This is a genomic window from Microbacterium galbinum (assembly GCF_023101185.1).
Classification (GTDB): Bacteria; Actinomycetota; Actinomycetes; order Actinomycetales; family Microbacteriaceae; genus Microbacterium; species Microbacterium galbinum.
The window spans coordinates 1,936,021-1,953,919 of record NZ_CP078077.1 but is presented as its reverse complement, the minus strand read 5'-3'; the positions used below and the strand labels follow the sequence as shown (position 1 = coordinate 1,953,919).

The 17,899-nt window shown below is 68.3% G+C and carries 18 protein-coding genes and 3 tRNA genes; 9 read left to right on the top strand and 12 right to left on the bottom strand.

Annotation, left to right across the window (positions count from 1 at the left end; genetic code table 11):
- Positions 1 to 23: 23 nt before the first annotated feature.
- Complete coding sequence (locus KV396_RS09525; protein WP_247955558.1) at positions 24 to 1,841, top strand: DUF2207 domain-containing protein; 1,818 nt, start codon at positions 24 to 26, stop codon at positions 1,839 to 1,841.
- A 41-nt stretch (positions 1,842 to 1,882) separates the two neighbouring features.
- On the opposite strand, the gene KV396_RS09520 is transcribed toward KV396_RS09525, so the two are convergent.
- The 10 genes from KV396_RS09520 to hpt all read right to left on the bottom strand — a co-directional run bounded on the left by KV396_RS09520 (position 1,883) and on the right by hpt (position 10,489).
- On the bottom strand, positions 1,883 to 2,575 hold the full coding sequence (locus KV396_RS09520) for a DUF2520 domain-containing protein (protein ID WP_247957577.1): 693 nt from the start codon (positions 2,573 to 2,575) through the stop codon (positions 1,883 to 1,885).
- A 4-nt stretch (positions 2,576 to 2,579) separates the two neighbouring features.
- Positions 2,580 to 4,499 carry a PH domain-containing protein gene (locus tag KV396_RS09510; protein WP_282185332.1) on the bottom strand — a complete coding sequence of 640 codons (1,920 nt, stop codon included), beginning with the start codon at positions 4,497 to 4,499 and terminating at the stop codon, positions 2,580 to 2,582.
- Positions 4,496 to 5,077, bottom strand: a complete 582-nt coding sequence (locus tag KV396_RS09505) for a PH domain-containing protein (RefSeq protein ID WP_247632930.1) — start codon at positions 5,075 to 5,077, stop codon at positions 4,496 to 4,498. The genes KV396_RS09510 and KV396_RS09505 overlap by 4 nt, the downstream gene beginning before the upstream one ends.
- Positions 5,028 to 5,510: a DUF3180 domain-containing protein gene (locus KV396_RS09500; protein WP_247955557.1), complete on the bottom strand. Its 483-nt coding sequence runs from the start codon at positions 5,508 to 5,510 to the stop codon at positions 5,028 to 5,030. Before KV396_RS09500 ends, KV396_RS09505 begins: the two co-directional genes overlap by 50 nt.
- Positions 5,510 to 6,046, bottom strand: a complete 537-nt coding sequence (gene folK / locus KV396_RS09495) for a 2-amino-4-hydroxy-6-hydroxymethyldihydropteridine diphosphokinase (RefSeq protein WP_247955556.1) — start codon at positions 6,044 to 6,046, stop codon at positions 5,510 to 5,512. Before folK ends, KV396_RS09500 begins: the two co-directional genes overlap by 1 nt.
- Positions 6,043 to 6,429, bottom strand: coding sequence for a dihydroneopterin aldolase (folB, locus tag KV396_RS09490; protein ID WP_247955555.1), 387 nt, complete (start codon positions 6,427 to 6,429; stop codon positions 6,043 to 6,045). Before folB ends, folK begins: the two co-directional genes overlap by 4 nt.
- A 44-nt stretch (positions 6,430 to 6,473) precedes the next feature.
- Positions 6,474 to 7,277, bottom strand: coding sequence for a dihydropteroate synthase (folP, locus tag KV396_RS09485; protein WP_247955554.1), 804 nt, complete (start codon positions 7,275 to 7,277; stop codon positions 6,474 to 6,476).
- On the bottom strand, positions 7,274 to 7,873 hold the full coding sequence (folE, locus tag KV396_RS09480) for a GTP cyclohydrolase I (RefSeq protein ID WP_247623474.1): 600 nt from the start codon (positions 7,871 to 7,873) through the stop codon (positions 7,274 to 7,276). The genes folP and folE overlap by 4 nt, the downstream gene beginning before the upstream one ends.
- A 2-nt stretch (positions 7,874 to 7,875) precedes the next feature.
- Positions 7,876 to 9,873, bottom strand: a complete 1,998-nt coding sequence (ftsH, locus tag KV396_RS09475) for an ATP-dependent zinc metalloprotease FtsH (protein WP_247623475.1) — start codon at positions 9,871 to 9,873, stop codon at positions 7,876 to 7,878.
- 64 nt (positions 9,874 to 9,937) lie between these two features.
- On the bottom strand, positions 9,938 to 10,489 hold the full coding sequence (gene hpt / locus KV396_RS09470) for a hypoxanthine phosphoribosyltransferase (protein WP_247623476.1): 552 nt from the start codon (positions 10,487 to 10,489) through the stop codon (positions 9,938 to 9,940).
- Between the two features lie 103 nt (positions 10,490 to 10,592).
- Between hpt and KV396_RS09465 the strand changes: the two genes are divergently transcribed.
- On the top strand, positions 10,593 to 11,189 hold the full coding sequence (locus KV396_RS09465; protein WP_247623477.1) for a DUF937 domain-containing protein: 597 nt from the start codon (positions 10,593 to 10,595) through the stop codon (positions 11,187 to 11,189).
- 20 nt (positions 11,190 to 11,209) lie between these two features.
- Here KV396_RS09465 and tilS read toward each other — a convergent pair whose 3' ends face one another.
- On the bottom strand, positions 11,210 to 12,205 hold the full coding sequence (gene tilS, locus KV396_RS09460; protein ID WP_247955553.1) for a tRNA lysidine(34) synthetase TilS: 996 nt from the start codon (positions 12,203 to 12,205) through the stop codon (positions 11,210 to 11,212).
- Positions 12,206 to 12,273: 68 nt separating this feature from the next.
- Between tilS and KV396_RS09455 the strand changes: the two genes are divergently transcribed.
- Together KV396_RS09455 and KV396_RS09450 are read left to right on the top strand one after the other, a co-directional pair.
- Positions 12,274 to 12,939 (top strand): TMEM175 family protein, encoded by a 666-nt coding sequence (locus tag KV396_RS09455; protein WP_247955552.1) that lies wholly within the window; start codon positions 12,274 to 12,276, stop codon positions 12,937 to 12,939.
- A gap of 46 nt (positions 12,940 to 12,985) precedes the next feature.
- On the top strand, positions 12,986 to 13,477 hold the full coding sequence (locus KV396_RS09450; protein WP_045254862.1) for an inorganic diphosphatase: 492 nt from the start codon (positions 12,986 to 12,988) through the stop codon (positions 13,475 to 13,477).
- 104 nt (positions 13,478 to 13,581) lie between these two features.
- Here KV396_RS09450 and KV396_RS09445 read toward each other — a convergent pair whose 3' ends face one another.
- Positions 13,582 to 14,949, bottom strand: coding sequence for a M23 family metallopeptidase (locus KV396_RS09445; protein ID WP_247955551.1), 1,368 nt, complete (start codon positions 14,947 to 14,949; stop codon positions 13,582 to 13,584).
- Between the two features lie 209 nt (positions 14,950 to 15,158).
- On the opposite strand from KV396_RS09445, the gene KV396_RS09440 reads away from it, so the two are divergent.
- From KV396_RS09440 to KV396_RS09420, 5 genes are all read left to right on the top strand, one after another.
- Positions 15,159 to 15,234, top strand: a tRNA-Glu gene (locus tag KV396_RS09440).
- A gap of 26 nt (positions 15,235 to 15,260) precedes the next feature.
- Positions 15,261 to 15,334: transfer RNA gene (locus KV396_RS09435), tRNA-Asp, on the top strand.
- A 69-nt stretch (positions 15,335 to 15,403) separates the two neighbouring features.
- Positions 15,404 to 15,476: transfer RNA gene (locus KV396_RS09430), tRNA-Phe, on the top strand.
- A 276-nt stretch (positions 15,477 to 15,752) separates the two neighbouring features.
- The gene (locus tag KV396_RS09425; protein WP_247955550.1) at positions 15,753 to 17,228 is read left to right on the top strand and encodes an AAA family ATPase; all 1,476 of its coding nucleotides are present in this window, start codon (positions 15,753 to 15,755) and stop codon (positions 17,226 to 17,228) included.
- Positions 17,225 to 17,869, top strand: coding sequence for an HNH endonuclease (locus KV396_RS09420; protein ID WP_247955549.1), 645 nt, complete (start codon positions 17,225 to 17,227; stop codon positions 17,867 to 17,869). The genes KV396_RS09425 and KV396_RS09420 overlap by 4 nt, the downstream gene beginning before the upstream one ends.
- Positions 17,870 to 17,899: the final 30 nt, after the last annotated feature.

Genomic DNA, 17,899 nt, shown 5'->3' with positions numbered 1-17,899 from the left:
CCGAGGCTGGGTAGCCTCGAAGAATGGCCGCCCCACGGATCCTCCGCGCCCTCGCCACCACTGCCGCCGTCGCCGGCCTCGTGTTGCTCTCATCGAGCCCCGCGAGCGCCCGAGCATCCGTCTCCGCCGACGTCGACGATTTCTCCTACGCGTCGTGGGACGCCACCTACACGGTGGGCGTCGACGACGAAGGCCGAGCCACCATGCACGTCACCGAGGAGCTCGTCGCCCGATTCCCCGACTTCGACCAGAACCGTGGAATCGTCCGGGGCCTCGCCACCTCCTACGAGAACGCGGGCATCGACACCCGCATCCTCTCCGTCACCGACGAGACGGGCGCCGACGTTCCCTACGAGACCGACACCGACGATGGCGTGCTCTACGTGCTCACCGGCGACGACGACTACGTGCAGGGGCTTCAGACCTACGTGATCGAGTACGAGATGCGCGACGTCGTCCTCGCCGCCGAGACCGGAGTCGACGAGTTCTACTGGGACCTCCTCCCCCTCGACAGCACGCAGGCGATCGAGTCCTTCCGCGCCGACATCCTCTTCGACGACACCCTGACCGCCGCCCTCACCGGCGCCAGCGGCTGCTACGAGGGATACTCCGGGTCGTCGGAGACATGCACGCTCGAAGGCCCGACGGACACCGCCGACGGCGCCCTCTTCCGCGTCGAATCGGGCGAGCGCGCCGCCGGCGACGGAGTGACCGTCGCGATCGGCTTCGACGCGGGGACCGTCACGCAACCCTCTGCCCGCACCCCGAACCCGGTCACCGACGCCGCACCGATGTTCGCCGCGGTCGGCGGCCTGGGGCTGACGGTCGCGAGCTGGTTCGCCGTCTCGGCGGTGCGCAAAAGGCGACGCACCGCCACCGGCATCGTCGTGGCCCAGTACGACGTGCCGGATGCGATGCCCCCGCTGCTCGCGGCCGCGATCCTGCCCGGCGCGAAGGCCGTGATCCCCGCCGAGATCGTGCACCTCGCCGTCCGCGGGGTGCTGCGGATCGAGGAAGGCGCCGAGCCCGAGCGGCCGCGGCTGCGACGCCTTCCCGACGGACGTCTCCCCGACCAGCTCGACGCGGATGCGGTCGACAACCTGTTCCTCGGCGCCGACGACACCGGCGTCGTCGACATCCCCGCCGCGAGCGAGACCTTCGCCGCGCGCATGGGCGTGCTGCAGGCGCTGGGCAAGAAGCAGGCCGAGACTCGCGGGCTCACCGTGCGCGAGCGCGCCCGCGGCGCCGTGATCCTGCAGTGGATCGCGATCGCCGTCGCCGCGATCGGACTGGCGGTGGCGATCTGGGGCGTCGCCACCGGTCGGGTCGGAGCGATTCCGGCGCTCGTGGTCGTCGCCTTCGGGGCCTTCTTCGTGCTCCTGGCGAGCCTCTACGCATTCTCGAAGCACGTCATGCTCACCGCGGAGGGTGCCCGGCAGTACGAGTATCTGCAGGGGGTGCGCGAGTTCATCCGCGTCGCCGAGGCCGACCGTCTGCAGATGCTGCAGTCGTACACGGGAGCGGAGCGCCGGCAGGACGGCAGCGCGAACGTCATCGTGCTCTACGAGCGTCTGCTCCCCTACGCGATGCTCTTCGGCATGGAAGACGAATGGGGCAAGGTCCTCGAGCACGCGTACACGTACGAGCAGCGGGGTCCCGGCTGGATCGGCGACGGTCGCTCACCGTATCTGAGCACCTCGCTCGCGGCCTTCGCCGTCTCCACCGCATCGGCATCGTCGTACACGGCGCCATCGACCGGCAGCTCGTCGAGCTTCGGCGGCTCGAGCGGCGGCGGGTTCTCCGGCGGCGGAGGAGGCGGCGGCTTCTCCGGCGGACGCTGACCCGCACCTCGCGCTCCCCCTCACGCGTTCGCGGGCGCCCGTCAGAGCAAAGGCGGAGGATCGGATGCTTCGCGCAGCGCCCGTTCGACGGTGGACTGCACGAGGGCCGAGAGGTAGCCGCCGGGGTTGTCGATGCCGATCTCGCGGAGGCGACCCGTGGCCTGTCCGATGATCGAGCGCGAGAACTCGGTGGCCGTCTGAATCGCATCGGCGTAGGCGGCGCGATCGGCCTCGGCGACGACGACCGGTTCGCAACCGATCTCGACGGCGAGGGCCTGGGCGATCGGGAGGACGGCCGCGGGAGCGGTGACCGCCGCGAACCCCGCCTGCAACTGACGCAGATCGATCGAGGTTCCGGTGAACGTGATCGCCGGGTGCACGGCGAGCGGGATCGCCCCCTTCTCGGCGGCGGGACGCAGTACCTCGATACCGAAGGCGGGGTCGGTGTGCAGCACGAGCTGGCCGATCTGCCACCCGCCGACCTCGGCGATACCGGCGGCGAGTGATTCCAACTGGTCGTGCGGCACCGCGATCACCACGAGCTCGGCGCGGCGCACGACCTCGAGTGCGTCGAGCACGGGCACGTCGGGCAGAACGGCCGAAGCCCGCTCGTCGTCGGATCCGCTCGTGATCCCCACGACCGCATGCCCGGCGCCGCCGAGGGCCGCGCCGATGACGGGCCCCACGAGACCCGCGCCGATGATGCCGACGCCGAGGCGTCCGTCGCGCTCCACCACGTCACTCCTCCGTCGACGCAGGAGGTGCGGGAGGTGCGGCAGGCGCGGGCGGTGCCGGAGGAGCAGCCGACGCCGGAGGAGCAGGCGGCGCACCCGAAGGCAGTGGCGGAACCGGCGGCGCACCCGCATCCGCACCGGGCTGCCCCACGTACGGCGGAGGGATCGGCGCACCCGCACCGGGCTGCCCCGCATACGGCGGAGGCACCGGCGCATACGGCGGCGGCTCGGGCGCACCCGCGGCCGCGGCATCCGCTTCTTCTGCATGCTCGCTCCAGCGGTGCGAGGTGTCGCGCGCAGCCGCGGCAGCGGCCCGGCTCGAGACGTCGCCGATCAGGGCGAGGGCGTCGTCGCGCTCGAGGCCCGAGAGGATGCCGTGGATCGGACCGGGAACCGTGTGCACCTGCGCGCCGCTGACGCGCTGCGCACGGTCGATCGGTCCCTGCGAGAGCGAGACGCCCTGCAGCCGCGCGAGCGGGAACACCGCGAGCTTGCGCCACATGACGCCGCGACGCAGGATCAGGCCGAAGTCGGTGACCGTGTACCCGTGGCGCTTCCACGAGAGCGGGCGACGCCATCCGGCGCGACGCGGCATGGTGCGGTACGGGTCGCCCTCGACCGGTCCGAGGATGCCGTGCTCCCAGATGAGCGGGATGTCGGCCGCCGGCACGTCGGGCAGGATCAGCCCGAGCACCCGCTCGACGTCTGCCCGCTTGCCGACCGGCAGCACGATGTTGAACTGCTGCGCACTCCCCGACGATTGCTGCGCGGCGCTCTTGCCGCTCATGCGGTTGATCTTGATCGACCACCAGCCGAACGGGCGCCACAGCAGCGACTGCGTGACCTCGACCGCGAAGATACGGCCCGGGGGCAGCGTCTCGGTCACCGTCGTGAGCAGACCGTAGGTGATGCGCACGCCGTCCGGCGTCGGAGCGATCGAGTACCGGAGCGACTTCGAGATCTGCGCCCAGGTGATACCCACGACGGCGATGACGAGGGGGATGCCGATGCCGAGCGCGAGCCCCAGCGAGATGAAGCTCCCGCCCACGTCTCCGTCGAGCAGGGCACCGAAGAACATGAACCCCATCGTGATGCCGAAGATCAGCGCGAAGAAGACGAACCACAGCACGCCCGCGAGCAGCTGCGAGCCGACCAGTCGGCCGGTCGGGATCTTCACGACGCTCTCGGGCGCCACGTCTTCGAGATCGACGCCGGCGATGAGTCCCGTGACGCCGTTGTTCATCGAGTCGACGAGCTGGGCGCGGGTGGTCGTCGGCCCGGCGGGTGCACCGGATGCCGCGGCCTGCCGCGCCGCACGCACGCCCGACGCGAGGCGAAGGATGTCGGCGCGCACGGCCTCGGCGCGCGGGGTGGCGAGGTACTCGAGCTCGACGTTCGCGTCGGTTCCGGCGCCGACGACCTCGAGCTTGGCGAGGCCGATGATGCGCGCCGGGAACGGCCGCGTGAGGTTGACTCCCTGCACGCGGTCGAGCGGGGCGCGGCGGTGCGAGCGGAAGATGATGCCCTTGCGCACCTCGACGTGGTCGCCGGTGATGCGGAACTGCTGGAAGCGCCAGACGAACCAGAAGATCGCGACCAGCACGATCAGGAGCCCGAGCACCGCCAGAAGGGCGATGAGGATCAGGTTGTTCTCGAGCACCCAGTCGACCGGGTCGCCCGAGGAGTAGTCGCTGTAGTGCGTGTCGCTCGGCGTCGTGATGTTCACGAACCAGGCGATCACCCGGTCGCGCAGGTTCGCGAACGTGATGCCCGCGACGATCAGCAGCACCAGCCCGCCCTTGAACAGGGGCGTGAGTGGATGCATCCGATGCCATTCGCCGTCGGCGAGGTTCGACGAATCCGCCTTCCCGGCGGGCGCGGCGTCCGCCGGCGTCGGCGGGGCGGGGAACTGCGGCTCGCTCACAGGCCGGTCCGGCGGGTCTCGGCGACCTCGATGAGCGTGTCGCGCAGCGCCTCGGCCGCGGCCTGCGTGAGGCCGGGGATCTGGACGCCGGTGGTCGCGGCGGCGGTGACCATCTTGAGCTGCGAGATGCCGAAGCCGCGGTCGACCGGACCCTGCGTGATGTCGACGAGCTGCATGCGCCCGTAGGGCACGGCGATCATGCGCTGCCAGAGGATGCCCTTGCGGAAGACGATGTCGTCGGCGCGCAACATGTAGCCGATCGCCCGCGCCTGCCGCGGCAGGATGATCATCGTCACGACGATCAGCAGCGTCAGCGCGGCGCCGGGGATCCACACCCAGCTCTGGTGCAGCACGAGCGCGAGCACGACGGCGGCGACGATCACGACGACGAGCAGGAGCGCGTTCTGCAGCAACTGCGAGACGGCGTAGCGCGGCGAGATCTGGTGCCAGGTGCCGTCGAGCTCGAGGCGGGCCTCGCTGCGCGCCGTGCGGAGAGAGGTGTACACCCCCTGGTCGAGGGCGGCGAGGTCAGTGCCCTCGGCCGGGTTCAGGGGCGCGTTCTCTGGGCTCTGAGTCATCAGGATCCTTCGGCAGGGTGCAGAACTGTTCGGCGACGAGGGCGGCGACCACGAGCACGATTGCTCCCGCGATCAGGGCGATCATCGCCACTGTCGACCCTACCGGGGGATCGATCGGCCGTGTCAGGAGGAAGCCCAGGAGACCGGCGCCGAAGCCCGCGAGCAGGGCTCCGAGCAGACTCGAGGCGCGAGCGAGCGTCGCGGCGCGGAGCGCACGGAACGGATCGATGCGGATGCCGGTGCGCACACTGCGCCGCACCGGCCAGGCGACGGCGAGCGCCGCCGCCGCGATGAGCACGAGCAGCACCGGGAGGAAGACCGAAGGGGTGAAGGTCGCGCGGCCCATCGCCGTCAGCAGCTGATCGAGGAGGAACCCGAGACCGGCGCCGACGACGGCGAGGATGACGAGGAGCCCGGCGGAGGTGCGCTGCATCACTCCCCCTGCGCGCGCAGCGCGGCGGCGAGGTCGGCGATACGTCCGTGACCTGCGAGCTCGGCGTCGGGGTCGATGTCGAGCCACGGGTCGAGCACGAAGAGGCGCTCGAACGCACGCGGGTGCGGCAGCACGATACGCGGGTCGTCGGAGACCTCGTCGCCGTACGCGATGAGGTCGAGATCGAGGGTTCGGTCGCCCCACCGCTCGTGGCGCTCGCGCCCGTTCTCGTCTTCGATCGCATGCAGCATGCCGAGCAGGATCTCGGGGGCGAGGCGCGTGGTCACCAGGGCGACCGCGTTCACGTAGCCCGGCGCGTCGGGGTCGGGCCCGTCGACGCGCAGGGCGACGGTCTCGTGCAGCGGAGAGAGTCGTACGTCGGTGACCAGGGGAAGGCGCGCGATGCGCTCGGCCGCGGCGGTGATCGTGGCGTGCCGGTCGCCGAGGTTGGCTCCGAGGGCGACGACGGCCGTGACCGGCTCGCGATCGGGACCCGGCAGCGGAACCTCGGGCGGTCGGGTGAGGTTGCGGCTCATGCGACGCCTCCTGTCGTGATGCGCCCGCGTGTGAGAACCACCGAGACGTCGGCGAACGTGAGGGGGATGGGGGCGTGCGGCTTGTGCACCGTGACGGTGACGTCGTGCACCCGCTCGTCACCGAGGGCGGCGTCGGCGATGCGCGACGCGAGCGTCTCGATCAGGTCGACCGGCTCCCCCGCGACGATCGCCGCCACCTTCTCGGCCAACTCGCCGTAGTGCACCGTGTCGACCACGTCGTCGGATGCCGCGGCCGGGGCGAGGTCGAGACGCAGGCGCAGGTCGATCGTGAACTCCTGCCCGTCGGCGCGCTCGTGGTCGTACACGCCATGCCGGCCGAACACCGTCAGCCCGGTCAGCACGATCTCATCGAGGGAGTCCATCACCCCAGCGTACGCGGGAGCACCGACGACGCAGCGGCCGGCGCTCAGCGCCCTTCCCAGGCGTGCGCGATCGCGAGCGCGTCGCGGGTCGCGGCGACGTCGTGCACGCGCACCGCCCACACGCCGGCGCGCAGCGCGAGAGCGCTGGTCACGGCGGTCGCGAGGTCGCGACGCTGCTCGGTGACGTCGGCATCCGCCTGGCCCAACGCCTCGGCCAGGAACCGCTTGCGCGAGGTGCCGATGAGCACGCGGGGTCCCAGGGCGACGATGTCGTCGAGTCCCCGCAGCAGATCCCAGTTCTGCGCACCTGCCTTGGCGAATCCGATGCCCGGGTCGAGGATCACCCGCGACGGTGCGATGCCAGCCGCAGCGGCTTCGCCCAGGCGCTCCTGCAGCTCTCCGGCGACCTCGCGGGCGATGCGATGGTAGTCGGCGCGGGCGTACATGTCGTCGGAGAAACCGCGCCAGTGCCCGATCGCGTAGTCGGCACCGGACTCGGCGACGGCCGCGCGCATCTCGGGGTCGGCGAGCCCGCCCGACACGTCGTTGACGATGCGGGCCCCCGCGCGCACCGCCGCCGCGGCCGTCGAGGCGTTGAACGTGTCGATGCTGAGAGCGACGCCGGCCGCGGCCAGCTGCTCGATCACCGGGATCACGCGCGACTGCTCGGTGGCCGCATCCACACGCTCCGCGCCGGGACGCGTCGACTCCCCGCCGATGTCGAGCACGGTGGCGCCGTCGGCGCGCAGCTTCAGTCCCCGCGCGACCGCCGAGTCGACGTCGAGGTAGCGTCCGCCGTCGCTGAACGAGTCGGGCGTGACGTTGACGATGCCCCAGATGCCGGTCACGAGAGCGCGCCGGACGACGGACCGATGAGGGCGATGAGCTCGGCGCGCGCGATCGGGTCCTCGTAGATGCCGCGGGCGGCGATGGTGAGGGTGGATGCCTCGGGTTGGCGTCCGCCTCGCATCGTCACGCAGCCGTGGCTGGCGTCGAGCACGACGAGCACGCCGCGGGTGTCGAGGTTCTCGGCGATCGTGTCGGCGATCTGCTCGCCCAGCCGCTCCTGCACCTGCGGGCGGGCGGCGAGGATCTCGACGACCCGCACCAGCGCACCCAGACCCACGACCTGCTCTCCCGGGAGGTAGGCCAGGTGGGCCCGGCCGGCGAAGGGCAGCAGGTGGTGCTCGCACACCGAACGGAAACGGATGTCGCGCAGCAGCACCGCGCCCGACGGCAGCGTGTCGGGGGCGGGGCCCCGGGTCACGCTGATCGTGCGCTCGAGCGGAGCCGCGGCATCCTCGCCGACGCCGCCGAAGAACTCCGCGTACAGCTCGGCCATGCGCGCGGGCGTCTGGCGCAGTCCCGGACGATCCGGGTCTTCACCGATCGCCTCGAGCAGCTCACGCGTCAGCCGCTCGATCCGCGCCCTGTCGACGCCCACGATCAGGCCGTCGCGGGACGCGGGTTCGTGGCTCCTGACGGCTCCTGTGCGCGGGCGGTCGCCGAGGGCTCCTCGACGGACGCCGCGACCGGCACGACCTTCTTGGGAACCTCGATCGGCGGCACGTCCGAGACCGGGCGGTCGCTGCTCGACAGCCACAGCGGGCGCTCGGGGAGCTTGCGGATCTCAGTGAAGATCTCGGCGATCTGGTTGTGGTCGAGGGTCTCCTCCTCGAGCAGCGCCAGGGCGAGACGGTCGAGGATGTCGCGGTTCGCGCTGATCACCTCGTAGGCCTCGTCGTGGGCCTGCTCGATGAGCGCGCGCACTTCGGCGTCGACGCGCTCGGCGACCTTCTCGGAGTACTCGCGTCCGCGGCCCATGTCGCGCGCGACGAACATGTCGCCGCCCTCGGAGCCGAGCTTGACCGGACCGACCTCGGTCGTCATGCCGTACTCGATGACCATCTTGCGGGCGATGGAGGTCGCCTTCTCGATGTCGTTCGAGGCGCCAGTGGTCGGATCGTGGAACACGATCTCCTCGGCGACGCGGCCGCCCATCGCGTACGTGAGCTGGTCCTGCAGCTCGTTGCGCGTGACGGAGTACTTGTCTTCGAGCGGCAGCACCATCGTGTAGCCGAGGGCCTTGCCGCGCGGCAGGATCGTGATCTTGGTGACCGGGTCGGTGTAGTTCATCGCCGCGGCGGCGAGCGCGTGCCCGCCCTCGTGGTACGCGGTGATGAGCTTCTCGCGGTCCTTCATCACTCGGGTGCGACGCTGCGGACCGGCGATGACGCGGTCGATCGCCTCGTCGAGCGCGCGGTTGTCGATGAGCTGCGCGTTCGAGCGGGCGGTGAGGAGCGCCGCCTCGTTCAGCACGTTCGCGAGGTCGGCACCGGTGAAGCCCGGCGTCTTGCGGGCGACGACCTCGAGGTCGACGCTCTGCGAGAGCGGCTTGCCCTTGCTGTGCACCTCGAGGATCTTCTGACGGCCCTTGAGGTCGGGAGCGTCGACACCGATCTGGCGGTCGAAACGGCCGGGACGCAGCAGCGCGGGGTCGAGGATGTCGGGGCGGTTCGTCGCCGCGATCACGATGACGTTCGCGTTCGGGTCGAAGCCGTCCATCTCGACGAGCATCTGGTTGAGCGTCTGCTCGCGCTCGTCGTTGCCGCCGCCCATGCCGGCGCCGCGGTGACGACCGACGGCGTCGATCTCGTCGATGAAGATGATCGCCGGGGAGTTCTCCTTGGCCTGGTTGAACAGGTCGCGCACACGCGAGGCTCCGACACCGACGAACATCTCGACGAAGTCCGAACCCGAGATCGAGTAGAAGGGGGCTCCGGCCTCACCGGCGACGGCGCGGGCGAGAAGGGTCTTACCGGTTCCGGGAGGGCCGTACAGCAGCACGCCCTTCGGGATGCGGGCGCCGATCGCCTGGAACTTCGCGGGGTCCTGCAGGAACTCCTTGATCTCATGGAGCTCTTCGATCGCCTCGTCGGCGCCGGCGACGTCGGCGAAGGTGACCGTCGGGGTCTCCTTGTTGACGAGCTTCGCCTTCGACTTGCCGAACTGCATGACCTTGCCGCCGCCGCCCTGCATCGACGACAGGAGCCACCAGAACAGCAGGCCCAGGAGCACGAGCGGCAGGAGGAGCGAGAGGAAGCCGTCGAACCACGTGGCGCGCGGCACGGCGTCGTTGAAGCCCTCCTTGGGGTCGGCGTCGTTGATCGCCGTGACCACCTCGTCGGCGCGGGCGTCGACGTAGTAGAACTGCACCTTGTCGGCGCCCTCGAACGGCTTCGAGAGCGTGAGGTCGACGCGCTGGTCGCCGTCGGTGTTGACCACCTCGGTGACGGTCGAGCCGCCGAGCAGCTTCAGACCCTCCTGCGTGGTGATCTGCTTGGGTGCCGCGATGTTCGAGACCAGCACGAACCCGAGGATCAGCAGCAGGCCGATCACCAGTACGTAGATCAGCGGATTCTTGCCGAGCTTCTTCACATCCATGATCGGATCAGCGTATCGCGCGCGTACTAGGCGCCTGCTGTGCGTTCACCCACGGCGTAGCGCGTCAGGAGTAGACGTGCGGGGCGAGCACCGCGACGTCGCGCAGGTTGCGGTAGCGCTCGTCGAAATCGAGGCCGTAGCCGACGACGAAATCGGTGGGGATGTCGAAGCCCACGTACTTGCAGTCGATGACCACCTTCGCGGCCTCCGGCTTGCGCAACAGGGCGAGCACCTCGATCGACTCGGCGCCGCGCGACTCGAAGTTCTCGAGCAGCCAGCTCAGCGTGAGCCCCGAGTCGATGATGTCCTCGACGATGAGCACGTGCTTGCCGTTCAGGTCGGTGTCGAGGTCCTTGCGGATCTGCACGACACCGCTGGACTTCGTGCTCGCACCGTAGCTCGACACGGCCATCCAGTCCATCGGCGCGTGGAAGGGCAGCGCCCGCGCGAAGTCGGCCATCACCATGACCGCGCCCTTGAGCACGCCGACCAGGATGAGGTCCTTGCCCGCGTAATCGTCGGCGACCCGCAGGGCCAGCTCGTCGAGCTTGGCGAGGATCTGCTCCTCGGTGACGAGGATCTCGGACAGGTCAGCCTGGATTTCCGTGGCGCGCATGGATCGATTTTAGGCGATCGATGACGCCGCTCTCCCCCTGCCCCGGCATCCGCACTACTCTGAGCCGTGAGACGGGCGGAAGCCCACCGACGGAAGGATTCCCATGGCTCTCGACGACATCCTGAAGCAGGTCCCGATCGACGACATCGCGAAGCAGCTCGGCGTCTCACCCGACGTCGCGAAGACCGCGGTCGAGCAGGGCGGTGCGGTGCTTCTCGGAGGGCTCGCGAAGAACGCCTCGACCGACGAGGGCTCGGCGGCGATCCAGAAGGCGCTGAAGAAGCACGAGGGCACGGGCGGCGCCGCCTCGATCAAGGACATCGATCAGGCCGACGGCGACAAGATCGTCACGCACATCCTCGGAGCCGAGGAGAAGAAGAAGGTCACCGAGAAGCTCACGCAGTCCGACAAGACGGCGGGCATCGACTTCGGCAAGCTCCTGCCGATCCTCGCGCCGATCGTGATGGGTCTGATCGCGAACGCCGGCAAGGGCAAGAGCGGCTCCGCCTCGACCGAGTCGCAGGGCGGCGGCGGGATCGGCGACATCATCGGCGGTCTGCTCGGCGGCGGCAACGGCAACTCCGGCGGCGGTGGCGTCGGCGACATCATCGGCGGGCTGCTGGGCGGCGGCAACAAGTCGGGTGACGGCGGCATCGATCTGGGCAACATCGTCGGCGGCCTCTTCGGCGGCAAGAAGTAACGTGCGCCGCCCGCCGCAGGTCAGGTGCGCGCCGTGAAGACGATGCGCCCACCGTGGCGGGCGGCGGCGCACCCGGGCAGGTCGATCGGGCCCTGACCCGACCAGTCGGTCACCAGGCGCGCGACCTCCAGCGTCTGCAGCCGGGTGAGGCTCACCCCGAACTCGCTGTCGACCACGAGGCGGATCACGCGATTGCGCAGGGCCGCGGGGTTCGCGGCGAGCGCCGCGACGCTCACCGAGATGCCGGCCTCGGCGTGCTCGACGATGTCTTCGATGGTCTCGTGGATCATCTCGTCGAACGCCTCGGCGTCTTCGCGCAGCTGTTCGGCGGTGCGCGCGAGGGCCTCGGCGATCCCCGGCCCGATCTCGGTCTCGAGCACGGGGAGCACACGCTCCCGCACCCGCACCCGGGCGAAACGATCGTCGAGGTTGTGGGGGTCGTCCCAGACGTCGAGAGCGGATGCCGCGCAGAAAGCGCGCGTCGTCGTGCGACGCACCGCCAGCAACGGGCGCATCCAGCGCACGCGGTCGTCGTCCTCCCGGACGGGCGCCATGCCCTGCAGGCTCGCGGCTCCGGCGCCGCGGGCCAGCCCGAGCAGAACTGTCTCCGCCTGGTCGTCGAGCGTGTGGCCGAGCAGCACCGCTCGCGCGCCGACCTCGTCGGCGACATCCCGCAGCGCCTGATAGCGCGCGTCCCGCGCCGCCGACTCGGGGCCGTCGTCGGTCGCGTCGTCGACCTCGACCCGCACGACGCGGGCTTCGAGACCGAGGGCCGTCGCCTGCTCGGCGGCCCGCGCGGCGACAGCATCCGATCCCGTCTGCAGTGCGTGATCGATCGTGACGGCGGTCGCTCGGATGCCGAGCTTCGGCGCCTCGAAGGCGACCGCGGCGGTCAGTGCCAGGGAGTCCGCTCCCCCGGACAGTGCGGCCACGACGGCGGCACCCTCGGGCAGATCGGCCAGTGCGGTGCGCACGGCGCGGCGGATCTCGGCGATGGCGGGGTCGAGTGACGGCATCCCTCCACGCTAGGGCACGGCATCCGCGGGGCGTGCGCCCGCCCCGGCGACGGCACTATCCTGACGCCGTGACCGCACCGCACCGCACCCCGCCATTCCGTACCGAGCGGTTCAAGGCGTTCGTCGACGCCGTCGTCGCGATCGCGATGACGCTGCTCATCCTGCCGCTCATGGAGGCGGTGTCGGATGCCGCGTCCGGCAAGCTGACGACGGCGGAGTTCTTCCACGAGCACTCGGGGCAGTTGCTGAGTTTCGCACTGAGCTTCCTGCTCATCGCGACCTTCTGGATGGGGCACCACAGTCAGTACCGCGATGTGGAGCGGATCACCACGCCGCTGATCTGGATCAACGTGGCGTGGATGGCTACGATCGTGTGGCTGCCCGTGCCGACGGCCATGCTGGGGCAGATCGACACCGACCCACTGCAGAAGGTCGTGTACATCGGCACGTTGATAGCCACGCAGCTCGCGACGCTGGCCGGCGGCATGTATCTCGGACGGCGCCCGGAGCTCTCGACCGCGCCGCCCTCGACCTACCGCGAGGGGGTGCTCGGCGACCTGGCCGCGATCATCCTGTTCGCTGCGGCACTGCTCGTCGCCGTGCTCGTTCCCGAGATCGGGTACGCCGCCCTCTTCCTGCTGTTGTTGAACGCCCCCGTCTCCCGGCTGGTCGATCGGCTGTCTCGCGGGCGTTCGCGCGACTCCGACGTTCAGACGCCCGGACCTGCCGAGTAGGCTTGTCCGCGGCATCCAACCGATTTTTCTCCTGAGGAGCACACGCATGGGCGCACACGACGCCGTCATCGAGATCCCGCGCGGCAGCCGCGTGAAGTACGAGGTCGACCACGAGACCGGGCGAGTGCACCTCGACCGCGTGCTCTACACGACCTTCGGCTACCCGGCCGACTACGGCTACTTCGACAACACGCTCGGCGAGGACGGCGACCCGCTCGACGTGCTCGTGCTGCTCGACCACGCCATCTACCCGGGCGTCGTCGTCGAGGTGCGTCCCGTGGCCGTGCTCAAGATGAGCGACGAGGCCGGCGGCGACGACAAGCTGGTCGCCGTGCTGTCGAAGGACCCGCGCTGGGCGCACATCCAGGACATCGACGACATCGCCGAGTACACGAAGAAGGAGATCGCGCACTTCTTCGAGCACTACAAGGACCTCGAGCCCAACAAGTGGGTCAAGGTCGACGCGTGGGGCGACAAGGCCGAGGCCGAGCGCATCCTCGACGAGGCGATCGTCCGTTTCGGCGAGCAGGGTCACTGACCCCTGGGCCACTGACCCGCCCCTGGGTCGCTGAGCCTGTCGAAGCGAAAGACCCCCGGATCCGCTCAGCGGCCGGGGGTCTTCTGCATGTCGGGGGCGGATGCTCAGATCGAGATGCCGCGCGCGGCCATGAAGTCGGCCGGGTTCGTGTAGTACCCGTTGATGTAGACCTCGAAGTGGAGGTGGCAGCCGAAGGATCCGCCGGTGTTGCCCGCGTAAGCGATGATCTGCCCGGCCTGCACCTGCTGGCCGGCCCTGACCGCGAAGCCGCCGTCGCGGATGTGCGCGTAGCCGGTCGCGACGCCGGTGCCGTGCTGGATGCGGACGTAGTTGCCGTACCCGCCGTTGTAGAACGCGGCGTCGACGACACCGGCGTACGCGGCATAGATCGCCGCCCCGCAACCGTTGGCGAGGTCGATGCCGTAGTGCCAGCTCGACGAGCATCCGTTCGCGTTGCACTGCTGCGAACGGGGACCGTAACCCGAGCTGCGGTAACCGCCGTGCGGGCGCACCCAACCGCTGCCGCTGCCGGCGGGGGCGCCTCCGCCGCCGCTGTTGCCGCCGGCGTTCGCCGCGGCTTCGGCGGCCTCGCGCTCACGGCGCTTCTTCTCCTCGGCCTCGCGAGCCGCGACACCGGCCTGGTAGCCGGCGACCGTCTTCGTCGTCGTGTCCTTGAGGGCGGCGAGCTGCGCCTGCATGGTGTTGAGGTTCGCCGACTGCTCGTCGAGGGCAGCCTGCGCGGCATCCGCCGCCTGCTGGGCCGCGACCATCTTCTGCTCTGCGATCTTCTGCAGGCGGTCGCGCTCGTCGCGTGCGACCTTCGCCTGGTCGCTGAGCGACTGGGCGGAGTTGCGGGCGGCGACGGCATCGTCGTAGACCGACTGGTTGTATTCGAGGAGCTTGTCCATCGTGCCGAGGCGCGAGAGCAGCTCATCGGCGTTCGCGGCGGAGCCGGCGAAGAACAGCTCGAGCGAGGTGTCGTCGCCACCGTTGCGGTAGATCTGCGCAGCGACCTGGCCGGCCTTGCGAGCCGACTCGTCGGCGACGCCCGCCTGCTCGTCGGCCTTCGCCTGGAGCGTGTCGGCCTCGGCGATCGCGGCGAAGAACTCCTGCTGGGCCGTGAAGTATTCGTCGGAGGCGGTCTTGGCAGCCGCCTGGGTCTGCGCGACCTTCTGCGTGAGGGACTGGATCAGGCCCTCGATGCGCTGGATCTCGGCGCCCTTGGCTGCCTCGTTGTTCTTGGCCTTCTGCACGTCGTCCCAGCTCGGGTACGACGCGGCGTAGGCGGCGGAGACGCCGGAGGTGACCCCGAAGGCGCTGAGGGCGACGACACTGAGCGCGCCGAGCCCGAGCGCGCTGCGACGGCTGAAGCTCTGCTTCCAGAGAGCGTCGCGCTCGGCGGGCGTGGGCGCGCAGCCGCATTCCTCGGATGCTGCAGCTGCTGCGGCATCCTTCGTGATCTGGTCGTTCACACGGCCCCTTCCGCCGGTTTCACACATGTCACAGTAACAACAACTTTCACATGCGCACCAGGGCGCGCGGGTCGGTCGAAGGGCATGCTGACGGGTACATCGTCTCCCGGAACACGCCCGGGAGCGCGCTGACTCGCCCTCGATTCGCGATTTGCCCCGACTATCGCTTATGCTTGAGCGTCGGCAAGGAAGTCCCCCGGGACTGACTCGGCCCCATCGTTTAGCGGCCTAGGACGCCGCCCTTTCACGGCGGTAGCACGGGTTCGAATCCCGTTGGGGTCACCACGTCCGATATAATTGAAAACAAGTATGGCCCTGTAGCGCAGTTGGTTAGCGTGCCGCCCTGTCACGGCGGAGGTCGCGGGTTCAAGTCCCGTCAGGGTCGCTCCGTGCGATGAGCTCTTTCTTCGGAGAGGGCTCTTCGTCTAGGACGCGACAGGTTCGCCGGTCGCGCGGCTCTGTAGCTCAGTTGGTAGAGCGTTCGACTGAAAATCGAAAGGTCACCGGATCGATGCCGGTCGGAGCCACAAGGCTGATCATTACAATCAGCCCAGAAACCCTCGCCTAGCTTCTACATGGCGGGGGTTTTGCTTTGCCCTGGCGGTTCGATAGGCGATGAGGTATCGAGCACCGGCCTGTTCTAGCCCTCGTCGATCGAGCGGAACTCGCGAACGTCGAGCGAACGCAGCGAGGCGAAGCGCCCGGGCCGGCAGCCCGAACGAGAATCTACCGTGAGTCTGATCTTCGCTTGTCGCCGCCCACGCTAACCGTGCGGTTAGGGAGCGAGGCGATAACGTCAGTACATGACCGAGATCACCCCTGCGCTTCTCGCCGTCGAGTTCGGCACATCAGAGAAGGACGTTCGCGCCACTTTGGCCTTCCTGTTTGGTCCGCTACCGGAGGGCGTAGCTCGCTGGGAGCTCTCCGAGGAACAGGCCAACTACTATCGCGCATACGCGTACGGAATGCGTGAAAGCTCGGGGTATTACGGCGGCCCGGGATCGAGCTCTCAGGAGCCAGACGAGTACGGCCTCAGGAGATTGACGATCAGGGACTGGAGGCAGTTCGATCGCGTCGATATTGATCTCAGTGCCCAACTAACTCTGATCACCGGAGAGAACGGAACTGGCAAAACCTCACTACTCCAGGTACTCGGCCAAACGTTCGAGCAGGGAACCGAGTTCGTTGGAACACCAACCCGCGACAAGGAGGGCTTCTTCTTCAAGCATGGACGTCGCCGGCCGGCCACGAGCGGAGAAATCGACAAGATCGGCACCATCACCTTCGCGTCTGGCGCCAGCGCCCACGTCGGCATCAGGCAATGGCAGCATCAGGATCAGCCGTCGTTTGCCCCGGAAATCGTGCCGTACCGCCGCGTGGCTGGCATGTACTTGGATGCCCAGCGTTTGATCGGCCCATATCAGCGAGTTGAGAGTATCCCTCCGAGGTTCAATTCAGCCTCCGAGATCGCGCGCATGTACCGCGAACAGATCAAGAACCTGTGGATCCCGCACATGGTGGTGAAGAGTCCAAGCCTGCTCATCAAGGAGGCTCTTATCGCGGCGGCTCTCTATGGCGAGGGCAGTGCAGTTCTCGCGCGAGATCCTCGTGCCGCCGAAGTCTGGAATGGGTTTCAGAAGATCCTCGAGAAACTTTTCCCTGAGAGTCTCGGCTTTAAGGGCCTGCGAATTGACCAAGGCGAAGTGATCCTGCAATCCGCGAGCGGCCCTTTCGCTCTGGAAGCGTCCTCCGGGGGTATTGCGGCGATTTTGAGCCTAGCCTGGCAAATTTACCTAACTTCATTCGAATCCTCTGGTCGTTTCACAGTTTGCTTTGACGAGCCAGAAAATCACCTACATCCCTCGCTTCAGAGATCGATCCTTCCGTCTTTGCTGGAGGCCTTCCCATCAGTCCACTTCGTGGTCGCTACGCACAGCCCGTTCGTCGTGACGTCAACTCGTGCCGCTTCGGTTTATGCACTTCGACGACGGAAGAATGGCAAGGTTTACACGGAGAAACTCGATCTGGAGGAGCAAGCATTCACTGCAGACGAAATACTCAATGACGTTCTCGGCGTAGGTACCACCATCCCGATCTGGGCAGAGCGCAGTCTCGAGTCGATCCTCGACGACTTTCAGGGCCGGCCGAAGGACTCTGCGTCGATGCAGGATCTTCTCGACAGCCTGAACGCTGCTGGGCTGAGGCTTACGATGCCTTCTGTCACTGATGCTGTGGCAGAGAACCTGAACGATTCATCGAACAGGATGGATGAGGCGTGAGACAGCTGGAGAAGTCTGCCGCGCCAGATTCTCTGAAAGAGAATGCCGAACGCTGGACGGCTCGCTATCTCGAATCAGGTCAGAGGACCCGCCCCTGGGCCATTGACGCCATCAAGCAAGCACTCGCGAGCGAGACAGCTGGAAAATGTGCCTACTGCGAGGCAAAGATGTTGGCTGTATCATACGGTGATATAGAACATTTTAGACCCAAGAGGATCTTCCCCGAGCTGGTCGTCGAATGGGCGAATCTCACGCTCGCCTGCTCGCGTTGCAACCAGGCGAAGGGTGCAAAATGGGACCCTGCCCTTCCATTCGTCAACCCATACGAAGACGCCATTCAAGAGCACCTTTCGTTTCTTGGCCCCCTTGTATTCGGGGTTTCTGACCGCGGCGACTACACGTTAAACGAACTCGAACTTAACGATTCCCACAGGGTGGAAGCGCGAGATCGAACGCTGCGGGAGATCGAAGGCCTGCTCCGGCGCTACGAGTCCTCGCAGGGCTACACACGCGATAGGCTCGGCGAGCTCATAGATCTACAAATGCAGTCCGGAGATTTCACGGCTGCTGTCCTGACTTACGTCCGCACCAGGAAGGCAGCAATCAATTTGAGCGGGCCGCAAACGGCGAATACGATGTGAGCGCTGTGCACCGGTTCTGTGCCGCTAGCT

Coding starts and splice junctions, on each gene's coding strand:
- hpt (WP_247623476.1), bottom strand. CDS start 10,489: ATGCGCGCCACGGAAATCCAGGCTGACCTGTCCGAGATCCTCGTCACC.
- folK (WP_247955556.1), bottom strand. CDS start 6,046: ATGAGCCGCAACCTCACCCGACCGCCCGAGGTTCCGCTGCCGGGTCCC.
- KV396_RS09425 (WP_247955550.1), top strand. CDS start 15,753: ATGACCGAGATCACCCCTGCGCTTCTCGCCGTCGAGTTCGGCACATCA.
- KV396_RS09505 (WP_247632930.1), bottom strand. CDS start 5,077: ATGACTCAGAGCCCAGAGAACGCGCCCCTGAACCCGGCCGAGGGCACT.
- KV396_RS09450 (WP_045254862.1), top strand. CDS start 12,986: ATGGGCGCACACGACGCCGTCATCGAGATCCCGCGCGGCAGCCGCGTG.
- KV396_RS09465 (WP_247623477.1), top strand. CDS start 10,593: ATGGCTCTCGACGACATCCTGAAGCAGGTCCCGATCGACGACATCGCG.
- KV396_RS09525 (WP_247955558.1), top strand. CDS start 24: ATGGCCGCCCCACGGATCCTCCGCGCCCTCGCCACCACTGCCGCCGTC.
- ftsH (WP_247623475.1), bottom strand. CDS start 9,873: ATGGATGTGAAGAAGCTCGGCAAGAATCCGCTGATCTACGTACTGGTG.
- tilS (WP_247955553.1), bottom strand. CDS start 12,205: ATGCCGTCACTCGACCCCGCCATCGCCGAGATCCGCCGCGCCGTGCGC.
- KV396_RS09500 (WP_247955557.1), bottom strand. CDS start 5,510: ATGCAGCGCACCTCCGCCGGGCTCCTCGTCATCCTCGCCGTCGTCGGC.
- folB (WP_247955555.1), bottom strand. CDS start 6,429: ATGGACTCCCTCGATGAGATCGTGCTGACCGGGCTGACGGTGTTCGGC.